The organism is Variovorax saccharolyticus, from assembly GCF_030316765.1.
Taxonomy (GTDB): Bacteria; Pseudomonadota; Gammaproteobacteria; order Burkholderiales; family Burkholderiaceae_C; genus Variovorax; species Variovorax saccharolyticus.
Window position 1 is genome coordinate 110,226 of record NZ_JASZYT010000010.1, and the last position, 25,321, is coordinate 135,546.

General features: G+C 67.4%; 26 protein-coding genes. 7 read left to right on the forward strand and 19 right to left on the reverse strand.

The annotated features are described in order from the left end of the window. Positions 1 to 61: 61 nt before the first annotated feature. From cheZ to fliE, 19 genes are all read right to left on the reverse strand, one after another. Positions 62 to 703: a protein phosphatase CheZ gene (cheZ, locus tag QTI45_RS27045; protein WP_286371447.1), complete on the reverse strand. Its 642-nt coding sequence runs from the start codon at positions 701 to 703 to the stop codon at positions 62 to 64. 6 nt (positions 704 to 709) lie between these two features. Continuing rightward, positions 710 to 1,099 (reverse strand): chemotaxis response regulator CheY, encoded by a 390-nt coding sequence (cheY, locus tag QTI45_RS27050; RefSeq protein ID WP_286371658.1) that lies wholly within the window; start codon positions 1,097 to 1,099, stop codon positions 710 to 712. A gap of 30 nt (positions 1,100 to 1,129) precedes the next feature. Next, positions 1,130 to 2,215, reverse strand: a complete 1,086-nt coding sequence (locus QTI45_RS27055; RefSeq protein ID WP_444813170.1) for a protein-glutamate methylesterase/protein-glutamine glutaminase — start codon at positions 2,213 to 2,215, stop codon at positions 1,130 to 1,132. Beyond that, a complete protein-coding gene (gene cheD / locus QTI45_RS27060) occupies positions 2,212 to 2,874 on the reverse strand; it encodes a chemoreceptor glutamine deamidase CheD (protein WP_286371448.1) in 663 nt (220 codons plus the stop codon). Before cheD ends, QTI45_RS27055 begins: the two co-directional genes overlap by 4 nt. Continuing rightward, complete coding sequence (locus tag QTI45_RS27065; protein ID WP_444813316.1) at positions 2,871 to 3,737, reverse strand: CheR family methyltransferase; 867 nt, start codon at positions 3,735 to 3,737, stop codon at positions 2,871 to 2,873. Before QTI45_RS27065 ends, cheD begins: the two co-directional genes overlap by 4 nt. Before the next feature lie 61 nt (positions 3,738 to 3,798). Further along, positions 3,799 to 5,154, reverse strand: a complete 1,356-nt coding sequence (locus tag QTI45_RS27070) for an EAL and HDOD domain-containing protein (protein ID WP_286656533.1) — start codon at positions 5,152 to 5,154, stop codon at positions 3,799 to 3,801. Between the two features lie 75 nt (positions 5,155 to 5,229). Continuing rightward, the gene (gene cheA / locus QTI45_RS27075; RefSeq protein ID WP_286656534.1) at positions 5,230 to 7,272 is read right to left on the reverse strand and encodes a chemotaxis protein CheA; all 2,043 of its coding nucleotides are present in this window, start codon (positions 7,270 to 7,272) and stop codon (positions 5,230 to 5,232) included. A gap of 49 nt (positions 7,273 to 7,321) precedes the next feature. Further along, the gene (gene motB, locus QTI45_RS27080) at positions 7,322 to 8,248 is read right to left on the reverse strand and encodes a flagellar motor protein MotB (protein WP_286371452.1); all 927 of its coding nucleotides are present in this window, start codon (positions 8,246 to 8,248) and stop codon (positions 7,322 to 7,324) included. 19 nt (positions 8,249 to 8,267) lie between these two features. Then, positions 8,268 to 9,128, reverse strand: a complete 861-nt coding sequence (gene motA, locus QTI45_RS27085) for a flagellar motor stator protein MotA (protein ID WP_286371453.1) — start codon at positions 9,126 to 9,128, stop codon at positions 8,268 to 8,270. Positions 9,129 to 9,193: 65 nt separating this feature from the next. Next, complete coding sequence (gene flhC / locus QTI45_RS27090; protein ID WP_286371454.1) at positions 9,194 to 9,802, reverse strand: flagellar transcriptional regulator FlhC; 609 nt, start codon at positions 9,800 to 9,802, stop codon at positions 9,194 to 9,196. After that, the gene (gene flhD / locus QTI45_RS27095; RefSeq protein WP_286371455.1) at positions 9,799 to 10,152 is read right to left on the reverse strand and encodes a flagellar transcriptional regulator FlhD; all 354 of its coding nucleotides are present in this window, start codon (positions 10,150 to 10,152) and stop codon (positions 9,799 to 9,801) included. The genes flhC and flhD overlap by 4 nt, the downstream gene beginning before the upstream one ends. A gap of 638 nt (positions 10,153 to 10,790) precedes the next feature. Then, positions 10,791 to 11,084 carry an EscU/YscU/HrcU family type III secretion system export apparatus switch protein gene (locus QTI45_RS27100; RefSeq protein WP_286371456.1) on the reverse strand — a complete coding sequence of 98 codons (294 nt, stop codon included), beginning with the start codon at positions 11,082 to 11,084 and terminating at the stop codon, positions 10,791 to 10,793. Further along, on the reverse strand, positions 11,081 to 12,373 hold the full coding sequence (fliK, locus tag QTI45_RS27105; RefSeq protein ID WP_286656535.1) for a flagellar hook-length control protein FliK: 1,293 nt from the start codon (positions 12,371 to 12,373) through the stop codon (positions 11,081 to 11,083). The genes QTI45_RS27100 and fliK overlap by 4 nt, the downstream gene beginning before the upstream one ends. 16 nt (positions 12,374 to 12,389) lie before the next feature. Next, complete coding sequence (locus QTI45_RS27110) at positions 12,390 to 12,722, reverse strand: flagellar protein FliT (protein ID WP_286371458.1); 333 nt, start codon at positions 12,720 to 12,722, stop codon at positions 12,390 to 12,392. A 38-nt stretch (positions 12,723 to 12,760) separates the two neighbouring features. Beyond that, positions 12,761 to 13,183, reverse strand: coding sequence for a flagellar export chaperone FliS (gene fliS, locus QTI45_RS27115; protein ID WP_286371459.1), 423 nt, complete (start codon positions 13,181 to 13,183; stop codon positions 12,761 to 12,763). A 22-nt stretch (positions 13,184 to 13,205) separates the two neighbouring features. Beyond that, entirely contained in the window at positions 13,206 to 14,654 is a 1,449-nt protein-coding gene (fliD, locus tag QTI45_RS27120) for a flagellar filament capping protein FliD (RefSeq protein WP_286656536.1), read from the reverse strand. 44 nt (positions 14,655 to 14,698) lie between these two features. After that, the gene (locus QTI45_RS27125) at positions 14,699 to 15,043 is read right to left on the reverse strand and encodes a flagellar protein FlaG (RefSeq protein WP_286371461.1); all 345 of its coding nucleotides are present in this window, start codon (positions 15,041 to 15,043) and stop codon (positions 14,699 to 14,701) included. A gap of 161 nt (positions 15,044 to 15,204) precedes the next feature. Then, positions 15,205 to 16,932: a FliC/FljB family flagellin gene (locus tag QTI45_RS27130; protein ID WP_286371462.1), complete on the reverse strand. Its 1,728-nt coding sequence runs from the start codon at positions 16,930 to 16,932 to the stop codon at positions 15,205 to 15,207. 191 nt (positions 16,933 to 17,123) lie between these two features. After that, entirely contained in the window at positions 17,124 to 17,441 is a 318-nt protein-coding gene (gene fliE / locus QTI45_RS27135) for a flagellar hook-basal body complex protein FliE (protein WP_286371463.1), read from the reverse strand. 280 nt (positions 17,442 to 17,721) lie between these two features. Here fliE and fliF point away from each other — a divergent pair, with 280 nt between their 5' ends. The 7 genes from fliF (at position 17,722) to QTI45_RS27170 (ending at position 25,320) form a co-directional block, all read left to right on the forward strand. Further along, on the forward strand, positions 17,722 to 19,485 hold the full coding sequence (gene fliF, locus QTI45_RS27140) for a flagellar basal-body MS-ring/collar protein FliF (RefSeq protein ID WP_286656537.1): 1,764 nt from the start codon (positions 17,722 to 17,724) through the stop codon (positions 19,483 to 19,485). Continuing rightward, positions 19,482 to 20,480 (forward strand): flagellar motor switch protein FliG, encoded by a 999-nt coding sequence (fliG, locus tag QTI45_RS27145; RefSeq protein WP_286371465.1) that lies wholly within the window; start codon positions 19,482 to 19,484, stop codon positions 20,478 to 20,480. The genes fliF and fliG overlap by 4 nt, the downstream gene beginning before the upstream one ends. A gap of 40 nt (positions 20,481 to 20,520) precedes the next feature. After that, a complete protein-coding gene (fliH, locus tag QTI45_RS27150; RefSeq protein ID WP_286656538.1) occupies positions 20,521 to 21,276 on the forward strand; it encodes a flagellar assembly protein FliH in 756 nt (251 codons plus the stop codon). Positions 21,277 to 21,428: 152 nt separating this feature from the next. Then, a complete protein-coding gene (fliI, locus tag QTI45_RS27155; protein WP_286656539.1) occupies positions 21,429 to 22,859 on the forward strand; it encodes a flagellar protein export ATPase FliI in 1,431 nt (476 codons plus the stop codon). A gap of 17 nt (positions 22,860 to 22,876) precedes the next feature. Beyond that, complete coding sequence (gene fliJ / locus QTI45_RS27160) at positions 22,877 to 23,332, forward strand: flagellar export protein FliJ (RefSeq protein WP_286371468.1); 456 nt, start codon at positions 22,877 to 22,879, stop codon at positions 23,330 to 23,332. Positions 23,333 to 23,352: 20 nt separating this feature from the next. Continuing rightward, positions 23,353 to 24,708, forward strand: a complete 1,356-nt coding sequence (locus QTI45_RS27165; protein ID WP_286656540.1) for a flagellar hook-length control protein FliK — start codon at positions 23,353 to 23,355, stop codon at positions 24,706 to 24,708. A gap of 138 nt (positions 24,709 to 24,846) precedes the next feature. Continuing rightward, positions 24,847 to 25,320, forward strand: coding sequence for a flagellar basal body-associated FliL family protein (locus tag QTI45_RS27170; RefSeq protein WP_286371470.1), 474 nt, complete (start codon positions 24,847 to 24,849; stop codon positions 25,318 to 25,320). The last annotated feature ends 1 nt before the right edge of the window (position 25,321 follow it).

Here is a 25,321-nt window from a genome sequence, read left to right on the forward strand (position 1 = left end):
AGGACCGGAACAATCGCCCGATCAAGAGCGCTATCGCCCTCCTTCTCGCTGAATCAGAGACTCAGAAGCCGAGGCTTTCCAGCAGGTCGTCGACCTGCGACTGGTCGGCCACCGCATCGGGGTTCCCGGCCACGATCTGCGGGCCGTTCTGCAGGCTGTTCTGGACGATTTCCTGCCGCTTCTCGAGCGGCGTGTTGTCGATCAGGACCTGGAGCAGTTCGGTCTCCATGTCGTTGACCACTTCCATCATCTTCTTGATGACCTGGCCGGTCAGATCCTGGAAGTCCTGCGCCATCAGGATCTCCATCAGCTGGGTGTTGATCGCGTTGGTCTTGTTCGGCACGTCCTGCAGGTAGCCGCGCGTGTCCATCACCAGCGCGCGCGCCTGGTCGAGCTCGACCGGGTTGGCGAACCACTCGTCCCAGCGCTTGGTGAGGCCCTTGGCATCGGTGGCAAGACCTTCCTGCAGCGGCTGCGCCACGTCGATGGCGTTGAGCGCGCGGTGGGCCGCCCGCTCGGTGGTCGCCGCCACGTAGGCCAACCGGTCGCGCGCATCGGGAATCGCCTGTGCTGCCTTGGCGACCTCCTTGTCGAGACCCAGCTCGCGCAGTCCTTCGCGCAACTGACGCGTCAACTGCCCGATGCGGCCCAGCAACTCTTCAGCGGTGTTCCCCTGTTCGGCGTCGAACGCGTTCTTGGTCATGGCGCTTCACCCCTTCGCGAGTTTCTCGAAGATCTTGGTGATCTTCTCTTCGAGGGTGGCCGCCGTGAAAGGCTTGACCACATAGCCGTTCGCGCCGGCCTGGGCCGCCGCGACGATGTTCTCCTTCTTGGCCTCGGCCGTGACCATCAGCACCGGCAGCTTGCCGAGCTCGGGATCGGCGCGGATGTTCTGCAGCATGGTCAGGCCGTCCATGTTCGGCATGTTCCAGTCCGAGACCACGAAGCCGAAGCTGCCGCCTCGCAACTTCTCGAGGCCGGCCGCACCGTCTTCCGCCTCGTCGACGTTGAGGAACTCGAGCTCCTTCAACAGGTTGCGCACGATGCGGCGCATGGTCGGGAAGTCATCCACGACCAGGATCTTGATGCTCTTGTCAATCACGTTTCTCTCCACTCAAACAGTTCGTTGTCAAACCCGATTCGTGCGCGCACCGAAGGTGCGCAGGTGCGTCAGCACGCGGCGCGCCATCTCTCCGAGCGGCGCCACCTCGTCGGCCGCGCCGATCGCGATGGCTTCCTTCGGCATGCCGAAGACCACGCAGCTCGCCTCGTCCTGGGCCAGGGTGTGGGCGCCGGCGCGCTTCATGCGCAGCAGGCCCTCGGCGCCGTCCTTGCCCATGCCCGTGAGGATCATCCCGATCGCGTTCTTGCCGGCGTGCTTGGCCGCCGAATCGAACAGCACGTCGATCGAGGGGCGGTGCCGGTTCACCGGCGGCTCCTGGTCCAGGTGCGCCACGTAGTTGGCGCCGCTGCGCGCCAGCGACAGGTGGAAGCCGCCCGGCGCGATGTAGGCGTAGCCCGGCAGCACGCGCTCGCCGTGCTCGGCCTCCTTGACCGTGATCCGGCACAGGCCGTCCAGGCGCTGCGCGAAGGAGCGCGTGAAGCCGGCGGGCATGTGCTGCGCGATCATGATTCCCGGCGAGTCCGGCGGCAGCGGCTGCAGCACCTCGCGGATCGCCTCGGTGCCGCCGGTGGAGGCGCCGATGATGATCAGCTTCTCGGTGCTCAGCAGCGGACTGCGCAGCAGCGCCTCCGGTGCGTTCTCACCCGCCGGCCGCGCCGATGCGGCATGGCGCGAGGGCAGCAGCCGGGCGCTGGCGGCAGCGCGGATCTTGTTGGCGATCAGCTCGGTGTAGTTGAGCAGGCCGTCGCGCACGCCGAGCCGCGGTTTGGTCACGAAGTCGATCGCGCCGAGCTCCAGCGCGCGCAGCGCGATCTCCGAGCCGCGCTCGGTCAGCGACGACACCATGACCACCGGCATCGGGCGCAGGCGCATCAGCTTCTCGAGGAACTCGAGGCCGTCCATGCGCGGCATCTCGACATCGAGCGTCAGCACGTCGGGGTTGGTGACCTTGATGAGGTCGCGCCCCACCAGCGGGTCGGCGGCCGTGCCAACGACGGTCATGTCGGGCTGGCTGTTGATGATTTCGGTCATCACGCTGCGAATCAACGCCGAGTCGTCGACGCACAGCACCTTGATCTTGTTTGCGCTCACCAGCTTCCTTTGCTTCTTGCCAGCGGCAGGAGTTCGCCGGCTGGAGTGTTGGTCTTGCGCAGGTCGATCGCCGGTCGCTGGCCGGCCAGCTTGCGCAGCAGCTCGCCCTCTTCGCGCTGGATCGCCTGCACGTCGTTCTGTCCGCGCAGCTTGCGCACCACGGCCTTGCCGCTCGCCGGAATGAAGCAGACGCGGCGCGCGTGCTGGCCGCGCAGGTCCTGGGCGGCGATGCTGATGCGCTCGGCCTTCAGGTAGCGCAGCACGAAATCGGCATTCCGGTCGCCGATGTTGAGGGTGGTCATGTTGGCCAGCACCGCGGCGCCGCCGAACACCTTGGCCTGCAGCCGCTCGCGCCGTGCGCCCGAGCGGATCAGCTCGCGGATCAGCACTTCCATCGCGTAAGCGCCGTAGCGCATCGACTCGGCGGCGTCGCGGCTGACCGAATCGCCCTCCTCCGGCAGCATGAAGTGGTTCATGCCGGCGACGCCGTTGTCGGTGTCGAGGATGCAGGCCGACACGCACGAACCCAGCACCGTGGTCAGCACGGTGTCGGTGGTGGTGACGAAATACTCGGACGGCAGCAGCTTGACTGCCATGCTGCCGACGTCGCGGTCGAAATAGTGATGATTGGCCAGCGACCCCGGCACGACGGCGTTCATGGACTCGCCTTGCCTTTGGCTCGCGCCAGTTCGTACACCGTCTGCCCGAGCGGCTTGAAGGTCTGGTTGACCAGCGAGGCGTTCTCCGAATGGCCGGCGAACAGCAGTCCGTTGGTCTTCAGGAGCGGCGCGAAGCGGTCGAGCACCTTCTTTTGCGTCGGCTTGTCGAAATAGATCATGACGTTGCGGCAGAAGATCGCGTCCACCGGCTCCTTGACCGCCCACGACGGATCGAGCAGGTTCAGGCGCGAGAACTTCACGATCTGCGCGACCTCGGGCCGGATGCGCACCTTGCCGGCATTCGAGCCGGTGCCCTTGTTGAAGAAGCGGCGCAGCCGCTCGGGCGACAGCGCCTTGACCTGCTCGGCGGTGAAGACACCGGCCTGGGCCTTGGCGAGCACCGCGGTGTCGATGTCGGTGGAGATCACGCGGGCCGCGTTGGCCTTGTCGCCGATCGCCTCGAACAGCGTCATCGCGATCGAATAGGGCTCCTCGCCGGTCGAGGCCGCCGAGCACCAGATCGTGACCGGCTCGCGCGCCTTGCGCACATGCTCGGCCAGCACCGGGAAGTGATGGGCCTCGCGGAAGAAGGAGGTCAGGTTGGTGGTCAGCGAGTTGATGAACGACTGCCACTCGTCGCCGTCCTGGCGCGACTCCAGCAGCTCGAGATACGACGAGAACTCCGGCAGCCGCAGCTCGCGCAGGCGGCGCGACAGGCGGCTGTAGACCATCTGCCGTTTCTGCTCGCCCAGCGCGATGCCGGCGCGCCGATGGATCAGCGCGCGGACCTTCGAGAAATCGCTGTCGGTGAATAGGAACTCGGTGCTCACGGCCGGCTTCGGTGCATGCGTTTCAATGTACATAGCGAGCCTCTTTTCCAATGCTTCGATCAACGGGACAATTACCTTGCAGCTCGCGCTTCATTCAGACTCCGCCTTCATGGGCGTCGACTTCCTGCGACCAGGCCATCGCCGCGAGATGCGCCGCATTGACCTGACTCGAACTCACGAACAGCGCCTCCGACAGCCTGGCCGCCTGGGCGCCGTCGGTCTCGCAGGCCTCGGCCAGCGCCAGGAAGGGCGCATACACGCCCTCGCGCGCCAGGATCGCCTGCTGCACCGCGCCCGACAGCTGCACCTTGGCCAGCACCTCGGCCATCGGCACGCCCAGCAGCTGGTCGATCAGGGAGAACATGCCGACCACGAACAGGTTGTCCGCCTCGCCGGCCGGCAGCATCCCCTGGCCCATCAGCTCGACGAAGCGGCCGCGCGTGATCGCCTTCTTGGTCATGAAGGGCGCGCTGGCGCGGTTGCTCGTGGCGAGCAGCACCGACAGCCAGCGGAACAGGGGCGCATAGCCGAGCATCGCCACCGCGTGGCGCAGCGAATGGATCTCGACGCCGGCGCCGATCGCGGGCGAGTTGATGTGGCGCAGCAGCCTGTAGGTCAATGCGGCGTCGCGCTTGAGCGCCGATTCGATACTGCGCACGTTCTCGTTGCGCTGGATCATGTGCATCAGCCGAACGATCATCACCGACTCGGGCTGCAGTGCATCGGCACCCTCCTTCACCGGCGGATGCTTCAGGGCGCCCTCGACGAAGATGTCCACGCGAAGGTCGGCACAGGCCGCGGCCTGCTGCCAGCTCTCGACCCGCGTCGCGACCAGCTGCACCGGTGCGCCGCCGGGCGGCTGGTCCTCGCGCACCCGCGCCACGCGTTCGGCGTCGCCATCGCCGACGTCGAGGTGACTGATGACCTCGCGCAGCTCGGGATCGGCTGGCAGCGCGTCGGCGTCCCGCAGCATGAAGCCGAAACCCTGCTCGCGCAGGAACAGCAGCATCGAGCGCGTGTCGGCGTCGCTGAGATCGGCGATGCCCATGCACAGCACGATGTTCTCCGGCGGCAGCGATTGCAGCTCGGGCAGGAACAGCGCATCGACCGTGACGTCGAGGAACAGCACCAGGCGACCCAGGCGCCAGCCGGTGCGGGCCGGGTTCAGGTGGCGGCAGATGTTGTCGAGCAGTGCAATGAACTGGCTCGACGGATCGGGCATCGGCTCGCTGCCCGGCGTGGCCAGCCACGCCATGCGATAGCCCTTCACGCGTTGCTGGTGGTCGAGCTGCAGCGCGTAGCGCACGTAGCCGCTGGCTTCGTGCATGGCCAGCAGCTCGTCGTCGTGGTCGCCGCCGCCGAGGCCGCCGGCTTGCTTGCCGGCTGCGGGCGCATCGCCCTGGCCGTCTGCGGAACCGGCGCCGGGGAGTCGAAAGAAGTCAAAGCGCATTGCAGATGTCTCCGTCTTTGGCTTGGATCAAGCGTTCCTGGCTGCAGGATGTCCGGGGCATTGCATGGGCGCGGTTCAGGCGGCGATCGTCGCCGGGCGCGAGGCGCCGGCGAGCGCGGCGCTGCTGGCCGCCTGCGCGCGCTGGATCCGCGGCATGGCGGCGACGTCGATGATGAACGCCACGCTGCCGTCGCCGAGGATCGTCGCGGCCGAGATGCCCGGCACCTTGCGGTAGTTGGTCTCGAGGTTCTTCACCACCACCTGGTGCTGGCCCAGCAGCTCGTCGACCAGCAGCGCGAAGCGCGCGTCGTCGGCCTGCACGATCACCAGGATGCCCTGGGTCGGATTGACCTGCGCCCCGGCGACGTCGAACACGCGGTGCAGCTCGATCAGCGGCAGGTACTCGCCGCGCACCTTGATGACGTGGCCGTCGCTGGTGATCGAGTGCAGGTGCTCGCCGAGCGGCTGCAGCGACTCGATCACGTAGCTCAGCGGCAGGATGTAGGCCTCGCTGCCGACCTTGACCGACATGCCGTTGAGGATCGCGAGCGTCAGCGGCAGCACGATGCGGGTGGTGGTGCCGCGGCCGCCGCGCGAATGGATCTCGACATGGCCGCCCATCTCCTGGATGTTGCGCTTGACCACGTCCATGCCGACGCCGCGGCCCGAGATGTCGGTGACCTGGTCGGCGGTCGAGAAGCCGGGCGCGAAGATCAGCTGCCAGACCTCCTCGTCGGGCATGGTCTCGCTCACCGCCAGGCCCTGCTGCAGGGCCTTGGCGAGGATCTTCTCGCGGTTCAGGCCGGCGCCGTCGTCGCTGACCTCGATCACGATGTTGCCGCCGTGGTGCTGTGCCGACAGCAGCAGCTGGCCGGTGGCTTCCTTGCCCTTCGCGAGCCGGATGTCCGGCGTTTCGATGCCGTGGTCGAGGCTGTTGCGCACCAGGTGCGTGAGCGGGTCGATGATGCGTTCGATCAGGCCCTTGTCGAGTTCGGTCTCCTTGCCGAAGGTGTCGAGCCGGACCTGCTTGCCGAGCTTGGCGCTGACGTCGCGGATCACGCGCGGGAAGCGGCTGAACACGTAGTCCATCGGCATCATGCGGATCGACATCACGGACTCCTGCATGTCGCGCGCGTTGCGCTCCAGGTGGCCGAGGCCGCTGAGGAAGCGCTCGTAGATCACCGGGTCGAGCATGGTGGCGGCCTGCGTCAGCATCGATTGGGTGATCACCAGCTCGCCCACCAGGTTGATGAGCTGGTCGACCTTCTCGACGTCGACGCGGATCGAGCTCGATTCCTTGGCGGCGGCGGCGGCCGGCTGGGCGGCGGCCGCCGGTGCCGCGGCCTGCGGCTTGGCGGCGGCTTCGGCGACCGGCGCGGCTGCCGCGACCGGCGCCGGCGCGGCGACGGCCGGTGCCGGTTCCGGCGGCGTCTCGGCGGTCTCGCGCGAGATGTCGATCTGCGACTCGTCGATCACGAAGCAGCACACGGCAATGATGTCGTCCGGGTCGCAGGTGGTCTCCAGCATCACGGTGAACTGGTCGTTGCTGCGCGTGCGCGAGGCGATCTTGCCGAGGTTGCCGAGCTCGCCGGCGAGCAGTTCGCATTCGCTGTCCGACAGGCGGGCGAAGCGGATGCGAAGCGCGCTGGATGGCACGGGCACGGGTGCGGGTGCAGGCGCGGCGGCCGCGACCGGCGCCGGAGCGGGCGCAGGCGACGCGGCGCCCTCGCCTTCGCTCTCGCGCGCCAGTTGCTGCAGCACGGCGCAGATCTGCGCAACGCGTTCGGCTTCAGGCTCTTTGCCCGCCTGGTAGGCAGTGAGTTGTTCTTGCAAGGCGTCCTTCGTTTCCAAAAAGGCATCGATCATCGGACCGCTCAGGCGCAACTGGCCATGGCGTGCCCGGTCCAAAAGAGTCTCCAGCACATGCGTCGTCTCGGTCAGCGCAGTGAAGCCGAAGGTGGCGGCACCGCCCTTGATCGAGTGCGCCGCACGGAAGATCGCGTTGAGCTGCTCGCTGTCCGGCGACTCGACGTCGAGTTCGAGGAGCAGTTGCTCCATCTGAGCCAGAAGCTCGATCGCTTCGACAAAGAAGGCTTGGGAAAACTGGCTGAGGTCCATCTGTGTGTTCCGATACCGGCGCTGAACGCCGGCGCTGGGTCTGTCGTTGTTACTGCGTCGGGGCCGGAGGGGTTGATGAAATCGGCGTGGTCTCGCTGCCGGCGACATGCGCCGCGGTCTTCAGCACGCCCGCGCGCATGGCCGCGCCATCGCCGCTGTTCTCGCGTTCGATACGTTCCTGGGTCTGGCGGTTGAGCAGGATGATGCTGATGCGGCGGTTGATCGGGTTGCGCGGATCGGCGTTGTTCAGGTGCATGCTGTCGGAGAGGCCGACCACGCGCAGCACCTTCGATTCGGACATGCCGCCGATCACGAGCTCGCGCCGCGAGGCATTGGCCCGGTCGGCCGACAGTTCCCAGTTGCCGTAGGCCTTGTCGCCGTTGGTGTAGACGATGGCGTCGGTGTGGCCCGACAAGGTCATCTTGTTCGGCAGCTCGTTGAGCTTCGGTCCGAGCTCGCGCAGGATGGCCCGCATGTGCGGCACCACGCGTGCGCTGGCGAGGTCGAACATCGGCCGGTTCTCGCTGTCGACCAGCTGCAGCCGCAGGCCTTCGGTCGTGATGTCGATCAGGATCTGCGAGCGGAACTGCTTGAAGACCGGGCTGTTCTCGATCAGGGCGTCGAGCTTCTGCTTCATGTCGGCCAGCCGCTGCGCGTCGAGCTCTTCCTCGCTCGGATCGGCCTTCCTGACCTCGCCCTCGCTGGCCATGATGTCGGCGCCGCCGCCCGGGATCATGCTGCTGCTCAGGCTGGTCTTGTCGCCCCCCGAGAGCGCCACCTTGAGCGGCATCCGGAAGTGCTCGGCGATGCCGGCGCGCTGCTTCGGCGTCGAGATCGACAGCAGCCACATGACCAGGAAGAAGGCCATCATCGCGGTCATGAAGTCGGCATAGGCGATCTTCCAGGCGCCGCCATGATGGCCGCCGCCGTGGACGGCCACCTTCTTGATGATGACGCGGTGCTTCTCTGCGCTCATGGTCGCTGCCTCCCCGCCCTCAGCGGGCCTTCACTTCCCGAACGTGGTCATCCAGTTCGGTGAAGGAGGGACGTTCGGTCGAGAACAGCACCTTGCGGCCGAACTCGACCGCGAGCTGTGGCGCGTAGCCGTTCAGGCTGGCCAGCAGGGTCACCTTGGCGCACTGGTAGACCTTCATCGCTTCCTCGACCTTCTGGCCGATCAGCGAAGCCAGCGGTGCCACGAAGCCGTAGGCCAGCAGCACGCCGAGGAAGGTGCCGACCAGCGCGTGGGCGATCAGCGCGCCCATCTCGTCGGGCGGCAGGTTGGCCGAAGCCAGCGCATGGACCACGCCCATCACGGCGGCCACGATGCCCAGCGCCGGCAGCGCGTCGGCGACGCCGGCCAGGCTGTGCTGGGGCACTTCGGCCTCGTGGCGGATGGTCTCGATCTCGTGGTCCATCAGGGCCTCGATCTCGAACGGGTCCGTGTTGCCGCTGATCACCAGGCGCAGGTAGTCGCACAGGAATTCCATCAGCTCGGCGTCCGCCATGAGCGCCGGATAGCGCCCGAAAATCTCGCTCTGCGCCGGGTTCTCGACGTCGGACTCGAGCTTCATCATGCCCTCCTTGCGAGCCTTGGCGAGCAGCTCGTACAGCAGCGCCAGCAGGTCCATGTAGAGCTGGCGGTTGTGCTTGGAGGAGCGCAGCAGCAGCGGCAGCTCCTTCATCGTCGCCTTGATCGTCTTGCCGTTGTTGCCGGCGATGAAGGCGCCCAGCGCGGAGCCGCCGATCATCAGCAACTCGACGGGCTGGAACAGGACGCCGAAATGCCCGCCCATCAGGGCATAGCCGCCGAAAACGGCCCCTATCACTACCAGGTATCCAACCAGCACGAGCACGCGCGTCCCCTTTTGCCCGCAGGCATCAAATCAATAAATTGACGAATTGAGAAAAATTGCCGATTTCAATGCGCTCCATTGGCGCCCAGCGCGGAATGCACGGCCAGAACGGGTGGCTGCGGCAACGGTGCGGCCTTGACGGCCTCGTCGCCACGTTTTGCACCGCGCGCTTTTCCGGCCCGGGACGGCGGGCGGCACAGGACGCAAACGTAGTCATGCTTGTGGTCGTGCGCATGCGCGACAAAACGTCCACCGCAGCGGCCGCAGCTGCTCAACTGCAGCATGTCGCTGTCGAAAAAGCGCACCATCGTGTAGGCGCGCGTGAAATCCAGCACGATTTCGCCGCCGTGAGCCTCGATTTGCTCGGTGTAGAGCCGGTAGGCCTTGATCAGCGCCTGCAATCCGGTCTCGTTGGCCTCGTGCCGCATGAAACGGTACATGTTGTAGAACATCGACGAATGGATGTTCGCCATCCAGGTCATGTACCAATCGGTCGAAAACGGCAGCAGGCCCTTGGGCGGGGAAACGCCCTTCAATTCCTTGTAGAGCCGGATCAGCCGTTCACGGCTCAGGCCGACTTCCGCTTCCAGGAATTGCAGGCGGGCGCCGAGCTCGATCAATTCGACCGCCAGCTGAACCTGCCGGACTTCGCCGAGCACACTTTTCGCAGTCATGACACGGCATCCGTTTCACGGGTCTGGATCTGGCGCGCCGCCATCAGGATCGACATGTGCGCCTGCTGGAGCGAGGTGTCCTTGCCTTCGCCGAACACCGCGAACATGGGATGGTCCTCGAGTCGAAAGCTGCAGAGCAGGAAGTTGGACGTCGCCAGCTTGACGATCTGGGTCAGGGACATGTTCGCCAGCAGGTCGGCCAGCTCGCGGCCGACGCCGAGGCGGTACATCGCCGCCGCACGGTCCTGCTTGGCGAGCTTCTGGGCGAGCAGCATGTAGGCCAGATTGATGTCGCCGATCTCCTTGGAGATGTCGCCACCGCCTGCCGCACCGTCGTTATCGATTTCCACTCTGAACTCCAATCAATAAATGCGCGGTTCGCGCACAAATGAAACACTTGAAAAGTTATTTATGGATTTCATCAACTCTGAGCCCGAGGATTTCGCGCACCCATAAAAAACCAGATCCACTGATCGATGAAGGCAGGCCGGCATTTCACAAAGAACTGACCGGACATGATTCCAACTCTCGACGCAATAAAACAATTGACTCGCAACCACCGTTCTATCGAATTCGCCTTTTCGGCAATCTTGTTTTTTGGGCTCTGCGCGATCATGACAACCAGCGGGATGCGGGGTGTCGAAGAGGCAGATCCGGCAAACATTCTTCGATATCCGATTCAATCAAGACTGCAGTCTATACACATTTTTTAACAAGTTCGACAAGCCTCTTGGCACCGTTGCAGAAAGTGAGACTTATCTGACATCCCCTCGGAAACGGCTGACATTCAATGTGTCATTGCAATGAAAAGTAGTCCAAACTGTTTACCGTTCAAATGCCTGTCGCCGTACAATTTATTTAATATAAAGTACTAAAAACCGGTTGAATTAAAAAGTATTAATCGTTTAGGGCTGCTTGAATTCAATGAAGGTTCATTGAAAAAAGACAAACCAAATAGTTCATTCGTTGTCGGCGGCGGTGACATATGTCACGGCTGCCGCCCCGCGGCTTCGGCCTGGCCCTCCAGGCCGTGGATCCAGGCCATGACTTCGGCCACCGCGCGGTAGAGCTGCGGCGGGATCTGCTGGTCGAGGTCGACCTGCATCAACAGCTTCACCAGTCCGGCCGAGGCATGGACATAGAGCCCGTGCTGCCTGGCTTCGCGCATGATCGATTCGGCCACCACGCCGTAGCCCTTGGCCACCACCACGGGCGCCCGGTTCTTGTCGGCATGCGACAGCGCCACCGCGCTCTGCCGGTCGTCCATCGGCGTCGTGCTCATGGCGCATCCCCTGCTGGCTCGAGCGCGGCCACTTGCAGGTCCTGCAGGCGCAGGCCGGCGGCCTCCATCCGCTGCACCAGAGAACCGCTGTCGCTGCGCAAGGTCGCCGCGGTGCCCGCATCGCTCGCCGCCAGCCGGGCCTGCACGCCGCTGCCCGCGAGGCTCAAGCGCAGATTCACCTCGCCGAGCCGCGGCAGGCTCATCGAGACCGAGGTCGACCAGCGCTGCGGCCTGTCCTCGACCGATTCATCGGTCGACGGGTCGGCGGCTTCCTTCTCGACCGACCAGTTCATCGCCACGCCCGGCCAGGCCTCGCCGTTCCAGCGGAAGACCGCGGTGGCCAGCAGGTCCAGCTGCTGATGCACCAGGTTCACGGCATGGGGGTGGATCACTTCGGCCGGCGGCGTCGCAGCCTTGGCGGCGGCAGCGCTCGCGTGCTGGGCCGATGCGGCTTCTTCGATGCGGCTGGAAACCGGCGCATCCGGGGCCGTCGCCGGACGCACCGCGTCGGCGCTGCCGTAGGCCGCCTGCAGCCGGGCCGCTTCCGGCGCCGGAGGCACGGCGGCATCGGAAGCGGGCGGCGCCCGGCCATCCACCGGGACGGCAGCGGCGCTGCCAGCGGCGGCCGCCGGCAAGGCACTGCGGGCCAGGGAGGCGGGCGCGTCGCCGTCCGGCATCGGCTCGGCGACATCGAGAGTAGCGGCGAGAGTGGCGGCGACGGCTGTGTCCTCAGCCCCCGGTGCCGCCGGGATCGGCGCCGCCGCAGCCTGCGGCTCGGCCGCCCGCTGTGCAGCCAGCGGGGTCGCCCAGCGCGCCTGGGGCTCTTCCAGCAGCTGGGCCAGCGACCGGGTGCCGGCAGCGAACTCGACCAGGTGGGACTCGTAGAACAGGCCGCTGTGGGCCACGGTCTGCGACAGCGCGCTGGCCAGGGCCGGCGCCGAAGGCGGCTGGCGCGAGGGCCAGGCCGGCGCGGTGCCTCGCACCGGAGCGGCATCGGCCTCGAGGTTGGCCAGCACCGCGCTGATGACGCGCGCCGCCACCGAGAGTTCGGCCTCGGGCGCTTGCCGGCCCGCGGCGCCCGCTGCTGCCGGAAGGCCCGAAGGACCACCGGGCAGCACGCGCTCGAGCGCGGCCTTCGAGGGCAGGCGGACGTCGTTCTCGACCTTCAGCACCGGCACGGCCGCGCCGGGCGCGCCGATCTGGGCCTCGCCCTTGATCGCGAGCACGTCAAGCCGCGGCGAAGCCTTGACGGCCAGCAGCGCATCGATCAGTCCGGTGAGTCCGCTCATGTCAGGCTTTCGCGCTTCAGTGCGGGGGGCCGTAGGCCTTGCCCAGGCTGCGCTGCTGCTGCAGGAAGGTCATGCGGGCGATCAGCTGTTCGATCTGCGGCTTGACCAGCCCGCTGACCTCGTCCTGATCGGCGCGGATGCGCTCGATGAGCCGCAGCGCTTCCTCGAACTGGCTCGGGTCGAGCGCCTCCATCGGCGCGAGCACCTTGAGCCGGTCGACGATTGCCGCGCATTTTTCCTCGAGTGCGGGAAGCTGTCCCCACTCCTTGGAGCGGGCCAGTTCCGCCATGAGTGCAACGCCCGAGGCAAGCTGCCCGTAGCAATGCACGACTTCACTCCTGGTTGCCATGGTGATGGTGTCCCCTGTTGGTGTATTTGTCGGACGCGTCAGATATGCGCCGGTCCGGCGTCGATCTCGCGCCAGGCCGATGCGATGTTCTCGAGCAGGCCATCGGCCTCGTCGAGTGCCTGCGCGTCGTTGCGCAGGTTGGCTTGCAAGAGCCGCTGGATGATGTAGCCGTAGAGCGCCGACAGGTTGGCCACCAGGGCCTCCCCTTCGGGGCCCGCGGACTTCGCGTCGAGCGCGGCCTTGAGGCCGTTGTCGACGATGTCGATCGCCTTCGAGATGGCGTTGCCCTTGGGGCCGATGTCGCCGCTGGCCATGTGGTGACGGGCCATGCCGATGGTCGACCTGGCGCCATCGAACAGCATGCAGATCAGCTGGTGCGGCGAGGCGCTCATGGCGCCGGTTTCCACGCCGACGCGCGCATAGGCGCCGGCGCCGGTCCTGAAAGTGTGCGGGGTGTACATCGGCGTCCTTCGGTGCTTGGAACTACTTGCTGCTGGCGCTCATGGCCTCGAACTGCTGCGACAGGTAGGTCATGGTGTTGTTCATGCTGTTGATCAGCACGTCGAGCTGGTTGAACTGCTTGCGATAGCGATCCACCGTGGCCTCGACGCGGGTCTGCATCGCGTCGTACTGCTCGTCGAGCTGCTTGATGGTCGTGGTGATGCCGTCGGTCGCCACCTTGAGGGAACCGCCGGTCTTGGTGAGGTCTTCGACCAGCGCATCCAGCTGCTTGCCGTAGCCCGCCTTGCTTCCGGTCGCGCTGGCGAAGAGCTTCGAGACGCCTTCGAGGTTGGTGCTGAGCGCCTTCTCGAGCTTGGCCGAGTCGACCGCCAGGGTGCCGTCCTTCTGGAAGCCGACACCGATCTCGGTCAGCACCTTCATGTCGTCGGCTCCGCCGGCCTGTGGCGTGGTCAAGGCCTGGCGGATGCGGGTCTGGAGGTTGCGCAGGGTCGTATCGCCCATCAGCGCAGCGCCGGTCTTGGTGTCGGCGTCGTAGGAGGTCAGGCTGCTGGCCGTGCTCTGCAGGCTGTTGTAGGCCTTGACGAAGTCGTTGATCGCGCTCGTCACCGAGCTCGTGTTGGCCTTCATCGCCAGGGTCGTCGTGCCGGTGCCGACCAGCGTCAGCGTGCTGCCCTGGATCGCTTCCTTGACCGAGTTGCTCGCGCTCGTGATCGCGATGCCGTTGACGGTGAGCTTGGCGTTCTGCGCCGCGGCGGTCTGCTGCAGGTTCTGCGTGCCGGCCGGGTCGTTGTTGAGCAGGTTCTGCAGCGCCGCATCGCCGTCGACCGAGATCCGCATGCTCGAGGCCTCGCCGGTCTGGGTGGAGACCAGCACCAGGCGATTGGGCGTGCCGCTGCCGTCGTTGACGATGCTGGCCGTGACGCCGGCATCGGCCGCGTTGATCGCATCGCGGATGCCGCCCAGCGTGTTGTTGGTGGCGTCGATGGTGATCGGCTTGGCCACTCGGGTCGTGTCCTTGGAGAAGGCCGCGCCGCTGTACTTTCCGGTGGCGGCGTCCAGCGTGCCGCCCGTGATGGTGCCGAAATCGATCGTGATCTTGCCGCTGCCGATGGCGGTGGTCGTGTTCAGTTGCCCCGCCGTGATGGCCGACTGCGATTGCGCCAGCTGCGAGACGTTGATGCTGTAGTTTCCGGCCGAGCTCGGGTCGGTGGACGCTGCGGCGAGGATGCCGCTCACCGAGGGCGTGCCCGTGACGGTGGAGAACAGCGCCGGGTCGGAGAGCTTCTTGGCGGCGGTCTGAAGAACGCCGAGCGCACTCTGCAGCGTGCCGTAGGCCGACAGCTTGCTGGTATAGCTCTTCGCCTTGGCCTGCAGGGCCACCAGCGGCTGGCTCTCCGCCGTCTGCAGCTGCGTGAGCAGCGTGCCCAGTTCGAGGTTGGAGCCCACGCCCAGGCTGGTGATCGTTGCCATCTTCGAGTTTCCTAGATTTCGTGTGAAAGAGAGAGCCGCGTGCCTCAGGCCTGCTGGCTCATCAGCAGGCCGGGCGCCTTGCCCATGACCTTCGCGATGCGAACCACTTCCTCGGTCGGGATCTGCCGGATCACCACGCCGTTGGTCTGGTCGACCACCTTGACGATGACCTTGTCGGTCTCCTGGTCGATCTCGAACTGGAGGCTGATCGAACGGCTTTCGAGGCCTGCGTTGACTTCGCGCACCGCGGTCTCGATCTGCGCCGGCGTCGCCTCTTCGACCGCTGCCGCCGCCTCGCCGGCGCCGACACCCGCGGCCGCCGGCGCACCCGCGGCGCGGCCGACGAGCAGCTGCGTCCATGGGCTGTCCTTCGCGGGAATGGCTGGCATCGGGTTCGACATGATTTCCACCTTGGTTGCGGGATTCGCTGTGCTCTGCGGCCTTGTCTTTGCCATGGCCGCAGGGCATAGCGCAGGCCGCGAGGCCTGACGCCGCCAGGGCCTTCCCTTGCGGGAGGGACCTGGCATTCCTTTCGTTATCTGCTAGTTGATCAACGCAGGAGGGACAGCACGCCTTGCGTGGTCTGGTTGGCCTGCGACAGCACCGAGGTACCGGCTTGCTGCAGGATCTGGGCGCGCGTCATGTTCGACACTTCCACCGCGTAGTCCGCGTCTTCGATGCGCGAGCGCGACGACGACAGGTTGGTGATGGTGGTGCCGAGGTTGGCGATCGTCGAGTCGAAACGGTTCTGCACCGCACCCAGCGAGGAGCGCAGCTTGTCGACCTTCGACAGTGCTTCGTCGAGTGCCGCCAGCGGATCGGCGGTCGACGTGCTGCCGCTGCGAGCGTTCAGCGTGAATGCACCAGCCTTGGCCGAGTCGGCGTAGACCGTGTTGCCTGCGCCGTCCGTCACTGCGCCATTGCTTTGCTCGTAGTACGAGGTCGTGGTGGTCGTTGCCGTGGTCAAAGCGCCCGCTGCATCGACGAAGGCCGCTGCGCCACCGATCGTGACGGCGCCATTGGCAGCCACTGCGTAGGTGGTCGGACCGGCTGCAACGGTAGCGGAATAGCCGCCCGCATTGCCGAGGTTCGTGAGTGCTGCGGCCGAGATCGACGCACCGGTCACATCGAAGACATCGCCAGCAACCGCGTCGGCAGTCAGAGTCGTGCCGCCCACCTTGATCGCGCCACCCACACCGTCGGTACCGTTGGACATGGCAGCCAACAGGTCACCAGCAGCAGCTGCGGTGGCCAAGTCGGCACTGCCCGCGCCGTTGACGTTGGCTTGCGTCAGGGTACCGCCGCCGTTCTTGGTCAGGTTGCCGGTCGTGTCCAGGTACAGAATCGAGCCGTCGTCAGCTGCGGTGAGCTTGCCGGCGCTGTCGATCAGGACATCCTGCGCCGAGCCACCGATCGTGATCGTGGCAGCCTTGCTTCCGCCCGCGGCAGGCGTCAGGAAGCTGGTGCTGCTGGCCGTGGTGACATTGGCCACGTCGAAGGAGAACGAGGAGGTGGCCGAGTTGTAGGTGTAGGTGTTGCCGGTGGCAGCGAGACCGAAACCCGAATCCGTACCCGTGTAGGTGACGGTGTCGGCCGTGGCCAGCTTGGACATCACGTTGGCCGAGGTGGCGGCGACATTGGCGGCCGTCACGTCCCATTGCTGAGTGCCGTTGACGAGAGCACCCTTGGCAGCGCCAGCCAGCACCAGGTCGTCCTTGGTGGCGGCCTTGTTGACCGTGCCCGTGCCGTTGATGTTGAAGCTCTCCAGACCCAGGGTCTTGGCGCTGATTTCTTCCAGGTCGATGTCGATGGTTTCACCGTCGTTGGCGCCGACTTGCACCGTCAGCTTGCCCGCGTCGGCCGAGAGGACCTTCACGCCGTTGAACTGGGTCTGTTCCGAGACGCGGTTGATTTCGTCGAGGCGTTGCTTGATTTCGCCCTGGATCGAGTCCAGGTCGCTCTGCGAGTTCGTGCCCGTGGCGGCTTGCACCGACAGTTCGCGAACGCGTTGCAGGTTGTTGTTGACTTCGGTCAGCGCGCCTTCGGTCGTTTGAGCGATCGAGATGCCGTCGTTGGCGTTGCGCGATGCTTGCGTCAGGCCCTTGATGTTGGCCGTGAAGCGGTTCGCGATGGCCTGACCGGCAGCGTCATCCTTGGCGCTGTTGATGCGCATGCCGGACGACAGACGCTCGATCGCGGTGTTCAACGCCGATTGCGACTTGTTGAGGTTGTTCTGCGTGAGCAGCGAGAGACTGTTGGTATTGATGACTTGCGCCATGCTCGACTCCTGTTTACAAAGGTTGTGGACTACTTCCGGCCTCTGGCCGTAACGTTGGACCTTCTCTCACCGTGAGACTCAGGCCACCGTTGGATCAGTTATCGGCACAGCCTTTGAAACCTTTAGGGCTGGACTTGAAAAACCCCCAGGTTGGCTCACTGCGTGTAGCCGAACCTGGGGGCGAGCCACAGTCACGCCGGCAGGCTCATCACTTCCTGGTATGCGCTCACCAGCCGGTTGCGCACCTGCAGCCCGGTCTGGAACGCCACGTTGGCCTTCTGCAGGTCGACCATGACGTCGTTCAGCGCGATGCCGGGCTTGCCGAGTTCGAAGGATTCGGCCTGGCCGTAGGCCTTGGTCTGGGCGCCGCTGATGTTGTCCAGCGAGCGCTTGAGCTCGGCGGCGAAGCCACCACCCTCGGCGGGCGCGGCGGCGGCGGGCGAGAAGCCGGCCTGCACGGCGGTGGCCCGCATCTGTTGCAGGACGGATTCGATGGCGGTGATCGACATGGTTTTCCTTTGTTTACTTTGGTGTTGCTATAGAAGCGCCCAGGCGCTCCGTCGTCCTTTCAGCGTAGCAAGGGAAGACCCCGATACAAGCGCTCAACAGACGGCTAAACCCACCGTTGTTCGGTCCATCGAATTTGTTACGGCTGCTCACAATCAACCGCGAAACGACAAGCCCGCTGACGACTTCAACGGCCTACGGCATGACCTCTGAACAACAAAACCTCTCCCTCTGCATGACCACGCACCGTCCCGGCGCACCGGCCATGGCGGGGATCCGACCATGAGTGCGACCGCCCCCGCGATCGCTGCGCCCGCAGCGTCCTCGCTGCCCCCGATGCTCGAGCGCCTGCGGGCCCAGCCCAAGCTGCCGATCGTCATCGGCGCCGCCGTGCTGGTGACCGCCGCGGCCGCGTTCACGCTGATGAACCGCGGCCCCGACTACAAGGTGCTCTACACCAACGTCTCGGACCGCGACGGCGGCGCGATCATCGCGTCGCTGCAGCAGATGAACGTGCCCTACAAGTTCGCCGAAGGCGGCGGCGCGATCCTGATCGCCGGCGACAAGGTGCCCGAGGTGCGGCTCAAGCTCGCGGCCCAGGGCCTGCCCAAGGCCGGCGGCGTCGGCTTCGAACTGATGGACAACCAGAAGTTCGGCACCAGCCAGTTCGCCGAGCAGGTCAACTACCAGCGCGCCCTCGAAGGCGAGCTGGCGCGTTCGATCGAGTCGGTCGGCACGGTGGAGTCGGCCCGGGTCCACCTGGCGCTGCCCAAGCCATCGCTGTTCGTGCGCGAGCAGAAGAAGCCTTCGGCTTCTGTCGTGCTGACCTTGCAGCGCGGCCGCAGCATCGACGAAGGCCAGGTCAGCGCGATCGTCCACATGATCTCCAGCAGCGTGCCGGAGCTCGATCCCAAGAGCGTCACGGTGGTCGACCAGCGCGGCAACCTGCTGTCGGCGGCCAACAGCGGCGCCCGCGGCCTCGACGTGAGCCAGCTCAAGTACGTGCAGGAGATCGAGCAGGGCTACATCCGCCGCATCGAGGCCATCCTGCAGCCGATCGTGGGCGCCAGCAACGTGCGCGCCCAGGTCGCGGCCGACATCGACTTCTCGGTGATGGAGCACACCGACGAGAAGTACAAGCCCAACCAGGAGCCCGGCAAGGCCGCGATGCGCAGCCAGCAGTCGAGCGAGTCGAACCAGCTGGGCGGCACGCCGCCCGGCGGCGTTCCGGGTGCGCTGTCGAACCAGCCGCCGGGCACCCCGAGCGCGCCGATCACCACGGCGCCAAGGCCGGGCACGCCCGGAGCGCCAGCAGGCGCCCCTGGAGCTCCAGGAGCTGCCGGAGCCGCTGGCGCCGCCGGCACCGCCTCGGTGGCGACCAGCTCGGCGTCGACCGGCCCCAGCAGCACGCGCCGCGACGTCACGACCAACTACGAGCTCGACCGCTCGATCCGCCACGTGCAGCAAGGCGCCGGCGGCATCAAGCGGCTCTCGGTGGCGGTGGTGGTGAACTACAAGGACGCGACCGACAGCGCCGGCAAGAGCAGCCCGCGCGCACTGACCGCGGTCGAGATCGAACAGATCCGCAACCTGGCGCGCGAGGCGATGGGCTTCAGCCAGGACCGCGGCGATTCGCTCAATGTGGTGAACAGCGCCTTCGCCGACGACAACAAGGAAGCGGCCGCGGCCGAAGTTCCGTTCTGGCGCGACCGCGCCAACCTCGAGCTCGGCAAGACCCTCGGCCAGTACCTGCTGATCGCCCTGCTCGCCCTGTTCGCCTGGTTCGCGGTGCTGCGGCCGCTGCTGCGCAAGCACCTCGCACCGCCGCCGGCCCCGGCGCCGACCGTGGCCGAGCCCGGCATGGCGGGTGATGCCGACGGCGACTCGCCGCCAGCGCCCGAGGAGCCCGCGATCTCGGCCGAGGAAGCCCTGCGCCAGCGCGAGGCCCTGCGCCACAAGGTCGACATGGACTACGCCCATCAACTCGCCGACCAGGATCCCAAGCTGGTCGCCACGCTGATCCAGCACTGGATGAACACACCATGATCAGTGAACTCGGAACCCGCAAGAGCGCCATCCTGTTGATGGCGCTCGGTGAAGACCGCGCCGCCGCGGCGCTGGCACACCTCGCCACCAGCGAGGTGCAGACCCTGGGCCTCGCGATGGCCAAGCTGTCCTCGGTCTCGAAGGACGAGCTGAACTCGGTGCTGTCCGAGTTCCGCCACGAGACCGAGCAGCTCTCGGCGCTGCACCTGGGCTCGAGCAGCTACATCCGCGCCGTGCTCAAGAAGGCGCTGGGCGACGACCGCGCCAGCAACCTGCTCGAGGACATCCTGCAGAACGACGAGCCGCACAGCGGCATCGAGCGCCTGAACCAGCTCGAGGCCAGCGAAGTGGCCGAGCTGATCCGCGACGAGCATCCGCAGATCCTGGCGACCGTGCTGATCCACCTGGACCGCATGAAGGCCTCGGAGGTGCTCGAGAAGCTGCCGGCCCGCCTGCGCCACGACGTCATCATGCGCGTGGCCACCTTCGGCGGCGTGCAGCCCTCGGCGCTCATGGAGCTGACCGACGTGCTGACCGAGATGCTCTCTGGCCAGGGCTTGAAGCGCAGCCGCCTGGGCGGCGTGCGCACAGCGGCGGAGATCGTCAACCTGATGAACAGCACCCAGGAAGACGAAGCCATCGCCCACGTGCGGGAGCACGACGAGGCGCTGGCCCAGCGGATCATCGACGAGATGTTCGTGTTCGAGAACCTGCTGAGCCTGGAAGACCGCAGCATCCAGCGCCTGCTCAAGGACATCGAGTCCGACTCGCTCATCACCGCGCTCAAGGGCGCGCCGCAGGAGCTGCGCGACAAGTTCCTCGCCAACATGTCCCAGCGCGCCGCCGAGACGCTGCGCGAGGACATCGAGCTGCGCGGCCCGGTGCGGGTCTCGCAGGTCGAGGCCGAACAGAAGGCGATCCTGCAGGTCGCACGCCGCCTCGCCGAAGCGGGCGAAATCGTGATTGCTGCGCCGGGCACCGATGACTTCGTCTAACTACCCCGCCCCCCCTTCGCCCTTCGGGGCGCGGGCACGCATGGCCACCGCCTACGCGCCGCCGGTGCGCAGCACCGCGAGCGCGACGCCGGGCAAGCCGGTGCTGTCCGCCTGGCAGCGCTGGGAGATGGACACGCTGGATGCCCCCGTCAACCGGGCCCCGGCCAGCGCCGGCCGCGGCATGCCGCCGCCGGCCGCCGAAGCCCCGCCCTCGGTCGCGCTGCTGCATGCGGCCGAACTGGTGAGCCTGCGGCGCGAGGCCCGCACCGCCGGCGAGGCCGAGGGCCGGCGCGAAGGCAAGGCCAAGGGCCATGCCGAAGGCTACGCGCAGGGTCGCACCGAAGGACTCGCGGCCGGCCTGGCCGCCGCCAGCGTGCATGCCGAGCAGTTGCGCGCGCTGGCCGCCAGCCTGCCCGCGGCGCTGCGCCGCGCCGACAGCGAACTGGCGGACGCGGTGCTGACGCTGGCGCTCGATGTCGCGCGCCAGGTGGTTCACCGCACGCTGCGCGCCGAGCCCGAATGGGTGCTGCCGCTGGTGCAGGACCTGCTGCATGCCGAGCCGGCCCTGCAGGGCGAGCCGCGCCTGCTGCTGCATCCGGACGATGTCGCGCTGGTGAAGAACAGCCTGGGCAACGAACTGGAAGCTGCCGGCTGGCAGCTGCGCCCCGACGAGACGCTGGGCCGCGGCAGCTGCCGCGTGCAGTCGGCCACGGGCGAGATGGATGCCAGCCTGGAGACGCGCTGGAAAAGCGTCACCGCGGCCTTGCACCGCGACGCCGATGCGCAGGAAGTCTGAAATGAAACACCCCCCGAAGCGCCTGCGGCGCCTCCCCCCTCGAGGGGGGCGATACCAGCGGCCCGGCGAAGCCGGTTCCGCGGTATCCCTGGCATTGGGTTGCGTCGGTTTCATGCGTGGTGGGTCACGCGACAACGTGGAGACAAACTGAGATGTCCGCCCTTCTGCAAGACGACGCGCACGCGACCGCCAATCCTCACCTGAAGTCCTGGCTGTCCACGCTGGCGCAAGCCCGCAGCGACGTGAGCCGCTGCGCGATGACGGCCCACTCGGGCCGCCTGACCCGCGCCGTCGGCCTGGTGCTGGAGGCCGTCGGCCTGCAGCTGCCGGTGGGCAGCGACTGCCTGATCGAGCTGCCGGCAGGCCATCCGCAGCGCCATGCCGAAGCCGAGGTGGTCGGCTTCGCCGGCGACCGCCTGTTCCTGATGCCGCAGACCGAAGTAGCCGGGCTGGTGCCGGGCGCGCGCGTCTTCCCGCGTTCGGGCGCACCCGGATCGGGCCTGGCCGGCGAGGCGCACACCAAGCGGCTGCCGGTCGGCGAAGGCATGCTCGGCCGGGTGGTCGACGCCGTGGGCCGGCCGCTCGACGGGCTGGGCCCGCTCGACATCAGCCGCAAGGTGCCGCTGTCGTCGCCGCCGATCAACCCGCTCACGCGGGCGCCGATCGATTCGGTGCTCGACGTCGGCGTGCGCGCGATCAACGCCATGCTCACCGTGGGCCGCGGCCAGCGCATGGGCCTGTTCGCCGGCTCCGGCGTCGGCAAGAGCGTGCTGCTCGGCATGATGGCCCGCTACACCAGCGCCGAGGTGATCGTGGTCGGCCTGATCGGCGAACGCGGCCGCGAGGTCAAGGACTTCATCGAGAACACGCTCGGCGAGGAGGGCCTGGCCCGCTCGGTCGTGGTCGCGGCACCGGCCGACAACTCGCCCCTTCTGCGGCTGCAGGGCGCCGCCTACGCGACCTGCCTGGCCGAGTACTTCCGCGACCTCGGCAAGGACGTGCTGCTGATCATGGACTCGCTGACCCGCTACGCGATGGCGCAGCGCGAGATCGCGCTCGCGGTCGGCGAGCCGCCGGCCACCAAGGGCTATCCGCCCTCGGTGTTCGCGAAGCTGCCGGCACTGGTGGAACGCGCCGGCAACGGCGCCCGCGATGCCGAAGGGCGCGGCGGCTCGATCACGGCCTTCTACACGGTGCTGTCTGAAGGCGACGACCAGCAGGACCCGATCGCCGACTCGGCGCGCGCCATCCTCGACGGCCACGTGGTGCTGTCGCGCACGCTGGCCGAGGCCGGCCACTATCCGGCGATCGACATCGAGGCCTCGATCAGCCGCGCGATGACCGCGCTGATTCCCTCGACCCAGTTCGACACGGTGCGCCGCTTCAAGCAGATGCTGTCGCGCTACCAGCGCAACCGCGACCTGATCAGCGTCGGCGCCTATGCGCCGGGGCACGACCTGCAGCTCGACCAGGCGATCGCGATGTACCCGCGCATCGAGGCCTTCCTGCAGCAGTCGATGGACGAGCGCACCGACTACGCGGCCTCGATCGCGCGCATGGGCAAGCTGTTCGAAGCCGCCTGACGAAGGAAGGAATCACGATGGCCGGCAAACTCCCGCTCGACACCCTGACCGACCTGGCGCGCACCAAGACCGACGACGCCGCGCGGCGACTCGGCGCGCTGCAGACCGCCCAGATCGGCGCCAACCAGAAGCTGGACCTGCTGCTGCAGTACCGCCAGGACTACTACGACCAGCTGCACGCGCTGATGAACAAGGGCCTGCCGACCGCGCAATGGCGCAACTTCCAGGCCTTTCTCGGCACCCTCGACGGCGCCATCGACCAGCAGCGCGCGATCGTGGCCCAGGCCGCCAGCCGGCTCGACCATGGCCGCATCGACTGGCAGCAGAACAAGCGCCGCCTCAATTCCTTCGACACCCTGGCCGAGCGCGTGCGCCGCCAGGAAATGCTGGCGCAGGCCAAGCGCGAACAGCGCGACAGCGACGAACGCTCGGCCCGGAAATTCTTCGACCGCGCCGCCCATCCGACTCTCTGAAGTCCTCACAGGATTGCCTCATGTCCACACTCATCACGCCTTCCCTCCAAAGCTCCGGCCCGCAGGCCGCGCAATCCGGCCCGCGCGGCCGCAACGCCGAACAGCCCGAGGGCCGCAGCTTCGGCGCGGCGCTCGAGCGCTCGCGCGCCGCCAAGGCGTCGGCGTCAGCGGATGCCGCACCGGACACCGCGGCGGCACGCCGGCCGGCGCGCGAGAACGAGCGCAAGAGCGAACTCAGCGCCGCCGACGTGCTGGCCCTGCTGGCACCGCTCGCCGCACCGATCGCGGCCGCCGTGGTCGCCCGGCCGGACGCTGCGCGCCAGGGCGTGGAAGATGCCGCTTCCGCCGCCAGGGGCGCGGCGATCGCCGGTGTGCTGCCGGACGGCGCCGCAGCGGCCGCGAGCGCGTTGCCGGCAGCCGATGCGGCGGCCGCAGAGGCGGCAGCAGGCGAGGAGGCGTCCGGGGCCGTGGCGCAGGATGCGACCGCAACCGAAGACGGCACCGACGCGGTGCCCGCTGCGCACGCGGCGCACGCGGCCAAGGCGAGCGGCGCCATCGACCCCGCGGGGACGAACCCGCCCCGGCCCGCGGCCGAGGCCGCCGCCGCTCCCGTGGCGGCCAGCGTGCAGGCGGCGGCGCCCGCGCCCGCTGCGGGCACGCCGGTGCCGGCCGCCAAGGACGCGGCCAGGTCCGCCGGCAATGCCGGCGCCGCTGCGCCGGCCGCAGCCACCGACACGCCGAAGACTGCCGCGGTCCAGGTCGCCGCGGTCGCTGCGGGCAGCAGCGCCGCGCCCGATGCCAAGAGCACCGAAACCATCGATTCGGACAGCGCATCGGCGCCGCAGACCGTGCCGCCACTGGCTTCGTCGCTGCCGGCCGCGGCCGAGCGCGCCGCCGCCGGCCGCAACGCCACGCCCGTGCTGACGGTCGCGCCCCAGGTGGGCAGCCCGGAATGGGGCCCCGCGATCGGCCAGCAGATGATCCGCATGAGCGCCAGCGGCCACCAGGTGGCCGAGCTGAACCTCAACCCGGCCGGACTCGGTCCGCTCAAGGTGACGCTGACGATGGGCGACAACCAGGCCCAGGCGATGTTCGTCTCGGCCCACGAAGGCGTACGCAAGGCGGTCGAGGCCGCGCTGCCGCAGTTGCGCACCACCCTCGCCGACCAGGGCATCAGCCTGGGCCATACCTCGGTCGGCGCCGAAACCCGCCAGCCTTCGCAGCAGGGCTTCGCCGAACAGAACCCGGGGCGCTCGTCCGGCCAGCCGGACTATCCGGGAGCCGGCCGCGGCACCGGCAGCGCCGCTGCGGCGCAGCCCGTACCCGCAGCCAGAACCGCGCGGGCCGCGAATGCCGGCCTGGACACCTTCGCCTGATCAACTGACGACCTCGCTCCGTCCTCAACTGATCAGAAGGCAATGAACGGATCTGAGGCGCTTTTCCGTCCCTGATCAACCGTTCGCCAAGCCTTCAGTTCGCAAAGAATAGACCGAACAAGTCAATCGAACTTCACCATGGCCACCACACCTACCGCCTCCCCCGCCGCGCCTCGTTCCTCCAAGCTGCTGATCGGCCTCCTGATCGGAGTCAGCCTGCTGGCCGCCGGCGCCGTCGCCTATGTGTTCGTCGGCCCCAAGGCCGCGCAGACCGAGGCCGCCAAGCCGGTGCCCGAGAAGCCGATCTTCGTGACCCTGGAGCCCTTCACGGTCAACCTGCAGGGCGAAGGCCGCGCCAAGTTCCTGCATGTGGGCATGGCGCTCAAGGTGAGCGGCGAGCCCTCCAAGGCGCAGATCACCGAGTTCATGCCCGAGCTGCGCAGCCGGACCCTGATGCTGCTGTCGAACCGGAGCGCCGATTCGCTCGTGTCGCCCGATGACAAGGCCAAGCTGTCCGAGGAGATCCGCACCGAGCTCAACCGGCCGCTCAACAAGGACCTGCCCGAACAGGGCATCACCAGCGTCGCCTTCAACACCTTCGTGGTGCAGTGAC